The sequence below is a fragment of the Planctomycetota bacterium genome, from assembly GCA_035384565.1.
Lineage (GTDB): Bacteria > Planctomycetota > PUPC01 > DSUN01 > DSUN01 > DAOOIT01.
Window position 1 is genome coordinate 24,880 of the sequence record DAOOIT010000043.1, and the last position, 13,368, is coordinate 38,247.

The window sequence follows — 13,368 nt, forward strand, 5'->3', positions numbered from 1 at the left end:
CGGTGTTCGGGGTTCGGGGTAAGAGCCGAAGACCGTTTCATTCCCTCACTCCGATATAGCGCGCCTGGGCGGCATCGGCGCCTTTGGAGACGGCCTCCAGGTCGCGGAAGATGCCCACGATTTCGTCGGCGATGATGTCGCGGCCGCCGAGGCCGTAGACGTAGCTGGCGAAGGGGGCCGTCATGCGGCCGTAGGCGGCGGAGCGCACCTCGTGGAAGAGGGGGCCGCCGTTGAGGCCGTAGGAGATGGCGCGGTCGAGCACGCCCACGGCCTTGGCGTGGCGGATGGCCTGGATGATCTGCGGGCCGGGGAAGGGGCGGTAGAGGCGGATCTTCAGGAGGCCGGCCTTCACGCCTGTCTCGCGGAGCGCGTCCACGGCCACCTTCGACGTGCCGATGGTGGAGCCGAGGCCGACGAGGACCAGCTCGGCGTCGTCGAGGCGATAGCCTTCGAGGATGCCGTAGGAGCGGCCCGAGAGGGCGCCGTATTCGCGGCTCACGGCCTCGATGACGGGCAGGGCGCCCTCGATGGCCGCCTGCTGCTGGCGACGGGCCTCGTAGTAGTTGTCGGGCAGGAAGAGCGCGCCGACGGAGTACGGGTGCTCGGTGTCGAGCAGCGAGCGCGCGGGCTGGTAACTGCCCACGAAGGCGCGGGCCGGCTCGTCCTTCAGGATGTCCACCACCTCGCCTGTGTGGCTGATGATGAAGCCGTCGAGATTCACGATGGTGGGCGTGAGCACGTCGGGGTGCTCGGCGATGCGGAAGGCCATGAGGGTGTTGTCGTAGGCTTCCTGCGAGTTTTCGCTCCAGAGCTGGATCCAGCCCGTGTCGCGGGCGAGCATGGCGTCGGAATGGTCGCAGTGGATGTTGATGGGGCCGGACAGGGCGCGGTTGACGAGGGGCATGACGATGGGCAGGCGGTAGGCGGCGGCGATGTAGCACACCTCCACCATCAGGGCATAGCCCTGGGAGCTGGTGGCGGTGGCCACGCGGGCGCCGGCGGCCGAGGCGCCGATGGCGGCGCTCATCGCGCTGTGCTCGCTCTCCACGAGCACCATCTCGCTGTCCACGAGCCCGTTGGCGTGGAAGTCGGCGAACTTGTGCATCAGCTCAGTCTGCGGGGTGATGGGGTAGGCCGGGACCACGTCGGGGTTGGCCTGGCGCAGCGCCTCGGCGGCGGCGTCATTGCCCGTCAGCGAGACGCGGGTCTGCTCAGCGATGGTGGCCATGGCTTGGGTTGCTCCTGGGGGATTATTCTTTCGGGCCGGCCTCGGACTCGAGGACCATGGAGAGCGGCTTGCGCTTGTCGGGGCACTCGTGGGCGCAGATGCCGCAGCCCTTGCAGTGGTCGTAGTCAATGCCCTTCATTTTGCCCTGCTCGGCGCGGATGGAGGAGTCGGGGCACAGGATCCAGCAGGTGAGGCAGTGGCTGCACTTGGCGGGGTCCCACACGGGACGGTAGGTGCGCCAGGAGCCGGTGCGATACTGGGCGGCGTTGCCGGCCTCGGGGATGGCGCTGCCGATGGGCATGGTCTTCGCGGTCAGGGGCTCGCTCTTGGTGCTCATTCGCCTTGGACCTCCTGGTAGGCGCGCTGGACGGCGGTAATGTTGCCCTGGACGACGGCGGCGCCGAGCTTCTTGAGGAACTTCTTCTCGATGTCGTGGAAAACGGTCTCGAGCTTCATGAAGCCGCTGACGCGAAGGAGGGCGCCGATCATCGGGGTGTTGGGGATGGGGCGGCCGATGGTCTCGATGGCGATCTTGGTGGCGTCCACGGTGTACACCTTGCCGTGGCTGACGCCGAGCCGCTTGCGGATAGCGGCGGGGGGTTCGGGGGTATTGACGATGATGGCGCCGTCGGGCTTCAGGCCGTCGGCCAGGTCGTCGGCGCCGATGAGCGTGGCGTCGAGGATGACCACCACGTCGGGCGCGGTGATCGGGCAGTGGAGGCGGATCGGCTCGGAGGCGATGCGGGTGTAGCCGCGGATGGGCGCGCCCATGCGCTCGGGGCCGTACTCGGGGAATCCCTGCGAGTACTTGCCCTCTTCGAGGGCGACCTCGGCAACCATGGTGGCCGCCGTCTTGGCCCCCTGGCCGCCGCGGCCGTGCCAGCGGATCTCGGTGAGGTCCTTTGCCATGTCGGGCTCCCGTTTCCAAGGTACACACAACAGCCTGCCGCAGGGCAGGCCGGGCTCGGGCGGGGCGGGATGCCTCGCTCCTGCCGGGGAATCACAGATCGGCGTCGGTCACCCTCGACAGGTCGTCCAGCAGGTACGAGACCGACTGGTACCGCGCCTGGGGGCGCGGGTCAATGGCCTGGAGGATGATCTTCTCGAGCGGGCGGCTGACCGAGGGCCGCACCGTGCTGGGCCCCGGGATGGGGGTGTTGAGCACGATGGTGAGCGCCTCTTGCGGGTCGTCGCTCGTGCGGTACGGCTTCTGGCCGCACGCCAGCTCGTAGAGCGCCACGCCGAAGGCATAGATGTCGGTCCGCTCGTCGAAGTGGTTGTGGCGGATCAGCTCGGGCGCCATGTAGGCGGGCCGGCCCGTGCGGCGCCCCGTGTCGCGGATCCGGTCGTTCTTGTGCGCGGCCACGCCGAAGTCGATCAGCTTGGCCGTGCCGTCCGCCGCCAGCATGATGTTTCGCAGGCAGATGTCGCGGTGGATGATGCCGCGGCTGTGCACGTACTCGAGGCCGCGGGCGGCCTGGCGCATGATCTCGATCTTCCGGCCCTCGACCAGCGGCGACTTGATCTGGAGCAGCGAGGCGGCATTGCCGCCCGCGAGGTACTCCATGACAATGTAATAGTGCCCGTGCTCCCTGCCGCAGGCGATGGTGCGCACCACGTTGGGGTGCTGGAGCGCCAGCGCCCGCTCGCCCTCCCAGGGCTTCTTGAGCTTCTGCGTCAGCTTGTCGGCCACGCGGTCGCCGTACTCGCTGAGCACCTTGATGGCCACAGGCTCGCGCGTCCGCACGTGCTCCCCGCGGTAGAGCGTCGAGATCCGCCCCACCGCGATCCGCTCGGTCGCGCGGTGCTCGCCGTACACCGACGGGTCGGCGTTCTCGCCGTGCGAGCCGAAAAGCCGATCGAGCAGCGCCACGTCGCTCTCCGCCCTCTAGGGGAGTTCCCACGGCCTCATTATAGTCAGCCGCTGCCGGGGAGTCAAACACGGCTCGCGGCCGCCCGATCGCGACTTGACAATGGGCCGCCGCGCGGTAGACTGCATCGGCGGCGGCGAGGGGAGCCGCCGCAAGGAGGCGGGATGAACGGTGTCTTCGCCCTCTTCGTCGTGGGCGGTATCCTCGCGGTGGTGGGCCTGGCCATTTTCGGCTGGCTGGCCGAGAAGAAGCGCCGCGAGGCATTCGCCGCCCTCGCGGAGCGCCTGGGCCTGGTCTTCAGCCCCGGCCGCGACCCCGCGCTGCCGCTCCGCTACGGCTTCCTCGACGCGCTGCGCCAGGGCGACAACCGCTACGCCTTCAACATCCTCCGCGGCGACTACCAGGGCTTTCCCGTCCAGGCCTTCGACTTCCACTACGAGACCCACTCCACCGACTCCAAGGGCCACCGCCAGACCCACCACCACTACCTCAGCTTCTTCCTCCTCGAGCAGCGCCGCGACTTTCCCGAGCTGCGCATCTACCCCGAGGGCTTCTGGCAGAAGTTCGGCCAGATGCTCGGCTTCGAGGACATTGACTTCGAGTCCCTCGAATTCTCCAGGGCCTTCTGCGTCCGGTCAAAGAACCGCAGGTTCGCTTACGATGTGTGCCACACGCGCATGATGGAGTATTTGCTTCAGCACCGCGACCTGTCGCTCGAGATCGAGCACACCGCCATCGCCCTCTCCTTCAACCGCCGCCTCAAACCCGAGGAGATCCCCGCGCGCCTCGACCAGCTCGTCCAGATCGTCAACCTGCTTCCCGAATACCTGTACCGGAGCTGAGGAAATGACACGGCCCCACACGGACATGCACGGACGCACGAGCGCCGGCGCAGGTGCCTGCCCGTCCGTGTCAGTCCGTGTCCATCCATGTGATGCCGGCGCCGTGCCTCAGGAGACCTGATGGACCCTGCAATCATCGTTGCCATCGTGGCCCTCGCGCTGCTGCTGTTCGTGTTCGGGATGTACAACCGCCTCGTGCGGGCGCGCAACCACTGCACCGAGGCGTGGCACAACATTGACACCGAGCTCAAACGCCGCTATGACCTGATCCCGAACCTCGTGAACTGCGTGAAAGGCTATGCGAGCTACGAACGCGCGCTGCTGGAGAAGATCACCGCCCTCCGCCAGGAGTGCGTGGCGAACAACGGCTCGCCCGAGAGCCAGGCGGCGAGCGAGAATAAGCTCGTCCGCGCCCTCTCTGCCCTGCTCGTGCGCGTCGAGAACTACCCGAACCTCAAGGCCAGCCAGAACTACCTCCAGCTCCAGGAGGAGCTGGTGAACACCGAGGACCGCATCCAGGCCGCCCGCCGCTTCTACAACGGCAATGTGCGCGAGAACAACAACCTCGTCGAGATGTTCCCCACCAACCTGATCGCCAGCATCGGCGGCTTCACCCGCCGCGAATTCTTCGAAATCGCCGACCTCCGCGAACGCAGCGTCCCCGACGCGTCGGTGTGAGGGAAGCGGGGGAGGAATCCCTTCTTCGCAAGAAGGGATTCCTCCCCCGCACCCCCTCCTTGCCAAGAACTCTCACGCTGGGCCACAGCATTCGAGCCGCTCGAATGCCGTGGCCCAGTCAGAGAGTCCTTGAAGGGGGCGACGGGGGGAAAATTCCTGCAGGAACTTTCCCCCCACCATTCCTACGCCTTATCCTTCAATCCATAGAATCGCACGGCGTTGTCGTGGAGGAGCTTGCGCTGGTCGGCTTCTGGGCGGGGGGCGATGATGGCGCGGAAGGCGGTGAGCCATTCGGCGAGGGTGGCGCCGCGGGTGCAGACGGGCCAGTCGCTGGCCCATACGCAGCGGGCGGGGCCGAAGGTCTCGATGCAGGCGTTGATGGCGGGGGCCAGGTCGTCGGGCGTCCACTGGCCGCGCGGCAGGCTGGCCACGATGCCCGAGAGCTTGCAGATGATGCGGTCGCCCGCCTTGGCGAGGCGGGCCATGTCGCGCCGCCAGGCGTCGGCCACTCCCCTGTCGCCGCCGGGCAGGAGGGCCTTGGGCGGCACATTGCCGCAGTGGTCCACCACGAAGCGGGTGTCGGGGCAGCGTTCGACGAGTTCCGCCGCCTCGCCCAGGCGGGCTGGGCTGGTGCAGATGTCGAAGCTCATCCCCAATTCGCCCAACAGGCGGATGCCCTTCACGAAGGCATCCTCGAGGTACTGGCCGGGCTTGCCTGTGATCTGGCGGACGCCTTTGACATACGGGCTGCCCCTGAAACGCGCAATGTAGTCCCTGAAGCCAGGCTCGGCCACGCGCGCGCCGATCACCGCGGCGCAGGTCGGGTTGTCCTTGCGCTGGCAGAGGTCCACCACGTATTCCGCCTCGGCCAGCTTGTCCTCGGGCCGCACGTCCACTTCCATGTAGACGGCTTTGGCGATGTTCAGACCGGCAGCGGCCTCGAGGTAGTGCGTCATCACGTAGTTGCGGGTTAATTCGCCGCCGGGCTGGAGCCATGGCAGGCGCAGTTTCGTGAGGTCCCACAGGTGCTGATGGGTGTCTACGGCGGGCAGCATAGGTGGTTCTCCTGCGAAGGCGGCGAAGCAGCCGGCGGTGACGGAGGTCGCCATGAAACGGCGACGAGTGGCGAGCATGGGCAGTCTCCTGGTGTGACCGGAGAGGATAACTGGATGGTTGGATGAATGGATGATTGGATGGTTGCCTGACATTCATCCACCCATCCAGCCATCCATTCATCCCTCAATGAAGCGTGTCCAGCCCCCGAATCATGTAGGCCTGGAGCAGCCCGCTCTCATCGGAGTTGAAGAAGGCCATCGAGCCGTCGGGCGACAGGAACGGATGCGGGTGCGTGTCCTTGTTCCGCGACGAGCGCGGGTCGAGGAGATACCACCAACGTTCCAGCGGCTCGCCCTCCTTGGCTGGCAGGTCGGCGAGGTACAAGTGCCAGCCCTTCTCGTGCCAGGCGTCGGAGACGAGGCGGCGGCCCGCAATGTCGGTGGCAAAATGGCAGAAGCGCGGCTGGGGGAAGGTGCGCGTGAGGTCGTTGCGCACCCCGCCCGGCGTGCGGATGCCGACGTGGCCGGCGAAGGGCGCGGGCGGGCTCTCGATGAGCTGGTTCTCGGGCGGCTTGCGGGTGCCGGTGCTGGTGATCGCCCGGGGGGAGCGGCCGCGCCAGCACTGGTGGCCCTGCGGGTGCTCGTTGCCGTCGCGGCCCCAGGGCAGGTTGCGGAAGTCGGTGCCGTCGTCGCGCACGGCGTGGATGTCGCAGCCCTCGGGGCCGACCAGCTTGATGATGCTGCCCCGCTCGTTGCACTGGTTGCCGTGGTTCTCCTGCACCAGGAGGTCGTGCGAGGCGGCGGCCTCGGTCGAGCGGCAGTACTGGGGATGGACGTTGCACCAGGTCTGGCCGTGGAGGATGAGGCGGACGGCGGCCTGTTCAAGGTCGAACATCATCAGGCCGAAGGGCGCGTCCTTCGTCTGCCCGTCGCCCAGGAAGGCCGAGAGCGCGAGCCGCTTGCCATCGGACGAGATGGTCGAGAGGGGGTAGATGCCGCTGGGGCGGAAGCTCGTGTCGGGCAGAGGCGAATCGAGGACGAGGATCGTCCGTCGGTCCGAGCCGTCCAGGCCCACCCGCTTCAGCGTGAGCTTGCCGCCGTTGACCCGTGTCTCGTTGACGAAGTAGTAGAGGGTCTTGCCGTCGGGCGAGACGGAGGGGGCGGTGGCGCCCGTCTCGTCGGTGACGGGCGTCAGCTCGCCCGTCGCCGTTTCGCAGACGAGATAGCGGTGGTCGGGGTCGTGCTGGCTGCTGCCATGGGCATGCGCCGAGCGGTGGAGGATGAAGCGGCGCGAATCGGGCGTGAAGACCTGCGCCTCCATGTACACGTGGCTCGAAGGGCAGTCCTCGCCCGTGAGCTGGAAGACCTCGATTCCCTTGGGCGACCGCGCATCGAGCAAGTCGGGGCGGGCATCCATGTTCAACCTTCCACAAAGGACCGGCCTGATGCTCACTTCGCCAGGCCGATGAGGGTGATGCCGATGAGGATGAGGGCGCCGGCGAAGATGCGGATGCCGCCGCAGCGCTCCTTGAGCACCGCCGTACCGAGCACGATGGCCACGATCTGGCTGAGCTGCCGCGCGGCCACGATGTAGCTCACCTTGCTGGACTCCATCACGTAGAGCACCAGCACGTAGGCCCCGAAATCCAGGAAACCCGAGATAGTGAGCGGCAGCCACTCGCTGCGGAAGAGCGCCGCCACGTCGCGCACCCCGCACCGCCACGCCACGTAGGGCGTGAGCATCACCACCGTGACCACCCAGTGGATGTAGTTGAACGGGATCGGGTCGGCGTAACGGCTCATCGCCAGCTTATCAATGATCGAGTAGGCCGACACCATCAGGGCAGCCGCCAGGGCGAAGGCTGTGCCGCGCGTCAGGAACGAGTGGTGCACGCGCAGCATGTGCTGGATGCCGGCGCCCTGGAGGTGAATGGCCACGATGGACACGCACACGACCCCGATGCCCAGCCCGCCCAGCCACGAGAGGCGCTCGCCCAGGAAGGCCATGGCCCAGAACGGCACGATGGCCGGGGCGATGCGGCTCAGGGGATAGGCGAGCGACAGGTCGCACGTGTGCAGCGCCTCGGCCAGGAAAATCACGTAGACCGCCTTGGCCGCGGCCGAGGCCACAATGCACACCCACGCCTCGACGCCGAGCCGCGCATCCAGCCCCTGCACCAGGTACAGCGGGAGGAAGAAGACCGCGCCGAGCGCGTACAGGCCCCAGATGAAGGCCAGCTTGTGCTGCGACTGCTTGGCGAAGAAGTTCCACATCGCGTGCCCGACGGCCGACAGCAGCACGATGAGGAGGGGAACGAGTTCCATTGGAAGCCCCGAGCGTCGAGCCGAGAGCCACAAACTACGAGCCGCAAGCTCCCGGCCCAATGCCCCGCCGCTCGGAGGCCTGTGGCCTGTAGCTTGACGCCGCGCTCAGCCCCAGAACGCCCACACGAACAGATAGGCGGCGGTCGTGGCCGCAAGGGTGAACGGCAGGCCGATACGCGCGAACTGGCCGAAGGTGACCGCGTGCCCCTCGCGGCGCAGCACACCCACGGCCACCACGTTGCACGAGGCGCCGATGGGCGTGATGTTGCCGCCGATGCAGGCGCCGATCAACAGGCCCGAGGCGTAGAGAAACGCATCGCCGCCCACCGCAGCCGCGAGCGTCTTCGTCACCGGCAGCATCAGGGCCACGTAGGCGATGTTGTCCACGAAGGCTGACACGAGCACCGAAATCCACACGATGAGGGTGTAGGCGGCGAACTGATTGCCGCCCACGAGATTCGCGATGCCTTCGGCAATGGCCTTCACCCACCCGAAGCGGTCCATCGCATAGGCCAGCACGAAGATGCCGGCGAGCAGGAACATCGTGGGGAACTCGTAGCGCTTGAGGATCTGCTTGGCCTCGCCCGGTTCGTGCATCATGCCCCAGGCGAAGGCCACAGTGCCCAGGATCAGATTGCCCGTGCCGGCCAGCCAACGAAAGTCGGGGTCGAAGCGCGACGACGAGGCGAGGAAGGCGATCATCACCACGATGAAGCCCACCGGCACCCACGTCTTCGGTTTCACTACCTCCACCGGCTCCATCGGCTGGCGGTGGCGGCGGAAGACCAGGAAGAGCACCACGGCGCTGGCCGCCGCGCCCACCTGCATGGCGAAGAACAGCGACGGCTTGCCAGCGTGGAAGAAGAAGTCGTTGAACGACAGGCGGAAGGCGCCGGCCAGCAGCATGCTGGGCGGGTCGCCGATCAGCGTGGCGGCGCCCTGGAGGTTGGCGCTCACCGCGATGCCGATCAGGATCGGCACGGGCGACACCTGGGTCCGCTGCGAGATGGCCAGCGCGATGGGCGATACCAGGAGCACCGTCGTCACGTTGTCCACGAACGCCGAGATGAGGCCCGAGAACAGGCACACGCCCACGATGGCCAGGCGGGTCGTGCGGCAGTGGTCCACGATCAGGTCGGCCAGCAGCAGCGGCACGCCCGAGGCCATGAACAGGTCGGCGATCAGCATCGCCCCGGCCAGCACGCCGAGCACGTTCCACGACACGGCGTCGAAGACCACCGCGCGCGGGGTGAGCGCGCCGGCAGGGTCCTGGCCGGCCAGCACCAGCCGCGCCAGCGCCATCAACGCGATCCCGATCCACACGCCGAGCGCGCGCCTGCGACACGAGAGGCACAGAAACGCATAGGTGAGGGTGAAGATGCCCAGGACAATCCAGCGGAGCTGCACGGCCGCGGCCTCGACAGGGGAAATATGGGCACTGGGGAGAATGGATGGTAGCGCGCGCCCGCGGCCTTGTCAACCGCCGCCGCGACTCAACTCCAGAAGACCCATACAAAGAGGTAGGCGGCGGTTGTGGCCGCAAGGGTAAACGGCAGGCCGATGCGCGCGAACTGCCCGAAGGTGACCTTGTGCCCCTGCCGCCGCAGGACTCCCACGGCCACGACATTGCACGAGGCCCCGATGGGCGTGATGTTGCCGCCGATGCACGCGCCGATGAGAAGGCCCGCCGCGTAGAGGAACGGCTCGCCGCCCACGCTGGCCGCCAGACCCTTCGCCACGGGCAGCATCACGGCGACATAGGCGATATTGTCTACGAACGCCGACACGGCGACGCTGAGCCACACGATGAGGGTATAGGCGGCGAACTGGTTGCCGCCCACGAGACGCGCGATGCCATCGGCAATGGCCTTCACCCAGCCGAAGCAGTTCATCGCGTAGGCGATGGCGAAGATGCCCGCGAGGAAGAAAACGGTCGGCACGTCGTAGCGCTTCAGGACTTCCTTCGCCTCCTTCGGCTCGCGCCAGAGGCCCCAGGCGAAGGCCAGCGCGCCCAGGATCACGTTGCCCGTGCCCGCCAGCCACACGAAATCGGGGTCGAAGCGCGACGAGGAGGCGAGGAAGGCGATCATCACGGCGATGAAACCCACGGGCACCCAGGTCTTCGGCGGCGTGACCTCGAGGTGCGCCATCGGCTCGCGCTCGCGGCGGAAGATGAAGAAGAGCGCCAGCGCGCTCACCGCCGCCCCGACCTGGATGGCGAAGAAGATGGCCGGCTTGCCCTGGTGGACGAAGAAGTCGTTGAACCCCAGGCGGAACTCGGCGGCGAGGAGCATGCTCGGCGGGTCGCCGATCAGCGTGGCCGCGCCCTGGAGGTTGGCGCTCACGGCAATGCCGACGAGCAACGGCACGGGATGGGCGCCCGTGCGCTGCGCCATGGCCAGCGCCACGGGCGCCACCAGCAGCACCGTCGTCACGTTGTCCACAAACGCCGAGATGAAGCCCGAGAACACGCACACCGCCACCAGCGCCGCGCGGGCCGTGCGGCAGCGCTCCGCGATGCGGTCGGCCAGCAGCACCGGCACGCCCGAGCGCATGAACAGGTCGGCGATCATCATCGCGCCCGCGAGCACGCCCAGCACGTTCCAACTGATCCCCTCGCGCGCGATGGCCGCGAGGGTGAACGCGCCCTGCGGGTCCTGGCCCGGCAGCAGGTAGCGGGCCGCGACGAGCGCGACTACGCCGGCCCACAGCACCTTCACGCGGTGCCCCGTGGCGAAGCACAGCCAGCCGTACACGACGACGAATACGGCCAACACGATCCAGGCGAGCATCGCGCGATTCCTCTTGGGCCATGGCGGTCCCAGCGCCACGGCTTCGGTGCATGATAAGGGGCGATGCCGGCTGTGTCAACCGCTGACGCAGGTTTGACAGGGCGGGCGAATTGTGGTTCCATTCGCACACGACGCGTGCTATGATTAGCGAAGAGGGTGTCAGGAGACCTTCGGCAATGAGTCTGCTTGTGCTGGCGGCCTTGTGCGCCGCAGTGCTGCTGGGCGGCTACGTGCTTTATGGGCCGATGCTGTCGCGGCTGCTCGGGCTTGACCCACACGCCAAGACGCCAGCGGTGGAATTGCGGGACGACGCGGACTACGTGCCGATCAGTCCGCGTTTTCTTATCGGCCAGCACTTCTCGGCGATTGCCGCGGCCGGCCCCATCGTGGGGCCGATCCTGGCCGGGCTGATGTTCGGCTGGGTGCCCGCGCTGCTGTGGATCGTGCTCGGCTCGATCTTCATCGGCGGGGTGCACGATATGGCCGCGCTTGTCGCCTCGGTGCGCCATAGGGCCCGCTCGATCGCCGAGGTGGTGAAGGAGCACATGACGCAGCGGGCCTACCTGCTGTTCCTGGGTTTCGTGTGGCTCGCGCTCGTCTATGTGATCGTGGCGTTCACCGACATCACGGCCTCCAGCTTCGTCGGCGTGCAGGAGCTTGAGAGCGGCGAGAGAGTCTCGGGCGGGGGCATCGCCACGTCGTCGCTGCTCTACCTGGCCTTGCCCGTGGTGATGGGCGTGCTGCTGCGCTACGCGGGCCTGTCGCTGCGGTGGGCCACGATCATTTTCCTGCCGCTCGTAGGCGTGGCCATCTGGGCGGGGCAACACATTCCCCTGGACCTGGCCGCGTTGCTGGGCCTCTCGGGCAACCAGGCGGTGAAGGTGTGGGACGTGTTGCTGCTGGCTTACTGCTTCGTGGCGTCGGTGGCGCCGATGTGGATCCTGCTTCAGCCGCGCGGGCACTTGGGTGGCTACTTCCTCTTCGCCTCGCTGGCCGCGGCGCTGCTGGGCGTCGTGTTCGGCGGCAACGTGGCCCAATTCCCTGCGTTCCGGGGCTGGACGGCGCCGGGTGGCGACGCGTTGTTTCCCATTCTCTTCATCACCATCGCATGCGGCGCGTGCTCGGGGTTCCACGCCATCGTGGCGTCGGGCACCACGTCGAAGCAGTTGCGATACGAGACCGATGCGAAGCCGATCGGCTACGGGGCGATGCTGCTGGAGGGCATGGTGGCGGTGGTGTCGCTGCTGTGCCTCATGATGCTGGCGCCGGGCGATGCGGCGCTCAAGAGCCCGAAGCCCAACTTCATCTATGCGCTGGGCATCGGCAAGTTCCTGGGCGTCGTGGGCATTGACCCGGTGCTGGGCATCTCGTTCGGCCTGATGGCGTTCACGACGTTCGTCTACGACACGCTGGACGTGTGCACGCGCCTCGGGCGGTACATCGTGCAGGAACTGCTGGGCTGGCAATCGCGGGGCGGGCGCTGGTTTGCCACGGCGCTCACGGCCGCGGTGCCACTGGCGTTCGTGATGCGCACCACGCTCGACGCCAAGGGGGCCGTCATCCCCGCCTGGAAGGTGTTCTGGGGCCTCTTTGGCGCAAGCAACCAGTTGCTGGCGGCGCTCACGCTGATCGGCGTCACCGTGTGGCTGTGGCGCACGGGGCGCGCGCGCTGGGGCTGCCTGATCACGGGCCTGCCCGCTGTGTGGATGTATGTGATGAGTGTGTGGGCGCTGGTGCTGGCGATCGCGGGCAGCTTCGGGGCCAAAGGAGTCACGGCGGACCCTGTGCCGTGGGTGGCCCTGGTGCTGATCGGGCTGGCAGGGCTGATGCTGGTCGAGGCTGTGCGCGTGTTCATCAGGCCCCTGTCGCGGCCCCCCGCGCCCGCCACGGCCTGAGGCCGGACATGGAACGGGAGAGCGAATCGCTTCGCCCTCCCGGGATGCGTACGCGGTGCGCGTCTCATACCGTCAGCATCGTGCGCAGGTTCGAGAGGTCCACCAGGTGCTGGCGCTCCTCGTCAATCAGCTCGTCCACCATCGCCGCGTCGCGGTCCGACACGAGCGTCTTCATCTCGCTGAGGAAGAGCAGGGTGTTCTTCTCGAAGAGGATGGCCGTGGACACCGCCGCGACGTCGCCGCCGGCGTCCTGCGCCAGCTTGACGGCGGCCTCCTCGTTCGGGAAGGTCTTGCCGTTCATCAGCGCGTTCATGTAGTTGGCGTACTCGCCCGGATAGGTCTCGTTCTGGGCGGGGAGGCCCAGGCGGTCGCGGAGGGCGGTGAAGGCCTTCTCGTGGCCCTCTTCCTGGACGGCGAGCCGCCGGGCCGCTTCCTTGAGCACGGGGCTCTTCGCGCATTTCGCCAGAGCGTCGTAGAAGAGCTTGCCGTTGTGCTCTTCCTCGATCGCCATCTGCACCACCTCGGCCACTCGGAACAACCCACCGTTCGCCATCGGCCTGCCTCCTCACGCTGTGTGTGACGCGGATGCCCGAGACCAGTCCCCCCGCTTCGCCTATCATAGGGCAGAGAGCGTTGCGGCGCAAGGCGAAGAAAGGGACAGACGGGACCCAGGGGACAAGCA

The 13,368-nt window shown here is 67.5% G+C and carries 13 protein-coding genes; 3 read left to right on the forward strand and 10 right to left on the reverse strand.

The genetic code is table 11. The annotated features are described in order from the left end of the window. Window positions 1-37: 37 nt before the first annotated feature. From porA to PLE19_15825, 4 genes are all read right to left on the reverse strand, one after another. A complete protein-coding gene (gene porA / locus PLE19_15810; protein HPD16419.1) occupies window positions 38-1,228 on the reverse strand; it encodes a pyruvate ferredoxin oxidoreductase in 1,191 nt (396 codons plus the stop codon). A 22-nt stretch (window positions 1,229-1,250) separates the two neighbouring features. After that, complete coding sequence (locus tag PLE19_15815; GenBank protein ID HPD16420.1) at window positions 1,251-1,565, reverse strand: 4Fe-4S binding protein; 315 nt, start codon at window positions 1,563-1,565, stop codon at window positions 1,251-1,253. Next, complete coding sequence (locus PLE19_15820; protein HPD16421.1) at window positions 1,562-2,137, reverse strand: 2-oxoacid:acceptor oxidoreductase family protein; 576 nt, start codon at window positions 2,135-2,137, stop codon at window positions 1,562-1,564. The genes PLE19_15815 and PLE19_15820 overlap by 4 nt, the downstream gene beginning before the upstream one ends. A gap of 91 nt (window positions 2,138-2,228) precedes the next feature. Next, window positions 2,229-3,101 carry a serine/threonine-protein kinase gene (locus PLE19_15825; protein ID HPD16422.1) on the reverse strand — a complete coding sequence of 291 codons (873 nt, stop codon included), beginning with the start codon at window positions 3,099-3,101 and terminating at the stop codon, window positions 2,229-2,231. Between the two features lie 162 nt (window positions 3,102-3,263). Between PLE19_15825 and PLE19_15830 the strand changes: the two genes are divergently transcribed. Next, a complete protein-coding gene (locus PLE19_15830; protein HPD16423.1) occupies window positions 3,264-3,941 on the forward strand; it encodes a hypothetical protein in 678 nt (225 codons plus the stop codon). Window positions 3,942-4,061: 120 nt separating this feature from the next. Then, window positions 4,062-4,619 carry a LemA family protein gene (locus PLE19_15835; protein HPD16424.1) on the forward strand — a complete coding sequence of 186 codons (558 nt, stop codon included), beginning with the start codon at window positions 4,062-4,064 and terminating at the stop codon, window positions 4,617-4,619. Between the two features lie 182 nt (window positions 4,620-4,801). On the opposite strand, the gene PLE19_15840 is transcribed toward PLE19_15835, so the two are convergent. The 5 genes from PLE19_15840 to PLE19_15860 form a co-directional block, all read right to left on the reverse strand. Further along, window positions 4,802-5,752, reverse strand: a complete 951-nt coding sequence (locus PLE19_15840) for an amidohydrolase family protein (protein HPD16425.1) — start codon at window positions 5,750-5,752, stop codon at window positions 4,802-4,804. Between the two features lie 106 nt (window positions 5,753-5,858). Continuing rightward, the gene (locus tag PLE19_15845) at window positions 5,859-7,091 is read right to left on the reverse strand and encodes a hypothetical protein (protein ID HPD16426.1); all 1,233 of its coding nucleotides are present in this window, start codon (window positions 7,089-7,091) and stop codon (window positions 5,859-5,861) included. Window positions 7,092-7,123: 32 nt separating this feature from the next. Further along, on the reverse strand, window positions 7,124-7,999 hold the full coding sequence (locus PLE19_15850; protein ID HPD16427.1) for an EamA family transporter: 876 nt from the start codon (window positions 7,997-7,999) through the stop codon (window positions 7,124-7,126). Between the two features lie 105 nt (window positions 8,000-8,104). Continuing rightward, window positions 8,105-9,406, reverse strand: coding sequence for an SLC13 family permease (locus PLE19_15855; protein ID HPD16428.1), 1,302 nt, complete (start codon window positions 9,404-9,406; stop codon window positions 8,105-8,107). A gap of 86 nt (window positions 9,407-9,492) precedes the next feature. Further along, the gene (locus PLE19_15860; GenBank protein HPD16429.1) at window positions 9,493-10,791 is read right to left on the reverse strand and encodes an SLC13 family permease; all 1,299 of its coding nucleotides are present in this window, start codon (window positions 10,789-10,791) and stop codon (window positions 9,493-9,495) included. 176 nt (window positions 10,792-10,967) lie between these two features. Here PLE19_15860 and PLE19_15865 point away from each other — a divergent pair, with 176 nt between their 5' ends. Beyond that, window positions 10,968-12,686: a carbon starvation CstA family protein gene (locus PLE19_15865; protein ID HPD16430.1), complete on the forward strand. Its 1,719-nt coding sequence runs from the start codon at window positions 10,968-10,970 to the stop codon at window positions 12,684-12,686. Between the two features lie 64 nt (window positions 12,687-12,750). Here the strand turns inward: PLE19_15865 and PLE19_15870 are convergent, their stop codons facing one another. Beyond that, the gene (locus PLE19_15870; protein ID HPD16431.1) at window positions 12,751-13,239 is read right to left on the reverse strand and encodes a ferritin family protein; all 489 of its coding nucleotides are present in this window, start codon (window positions 13,237-13,239) and stop codon (window positions 12,751-12,753) included. Window positions 13,240-13,368: the final 129 nt, after the last annotated feature.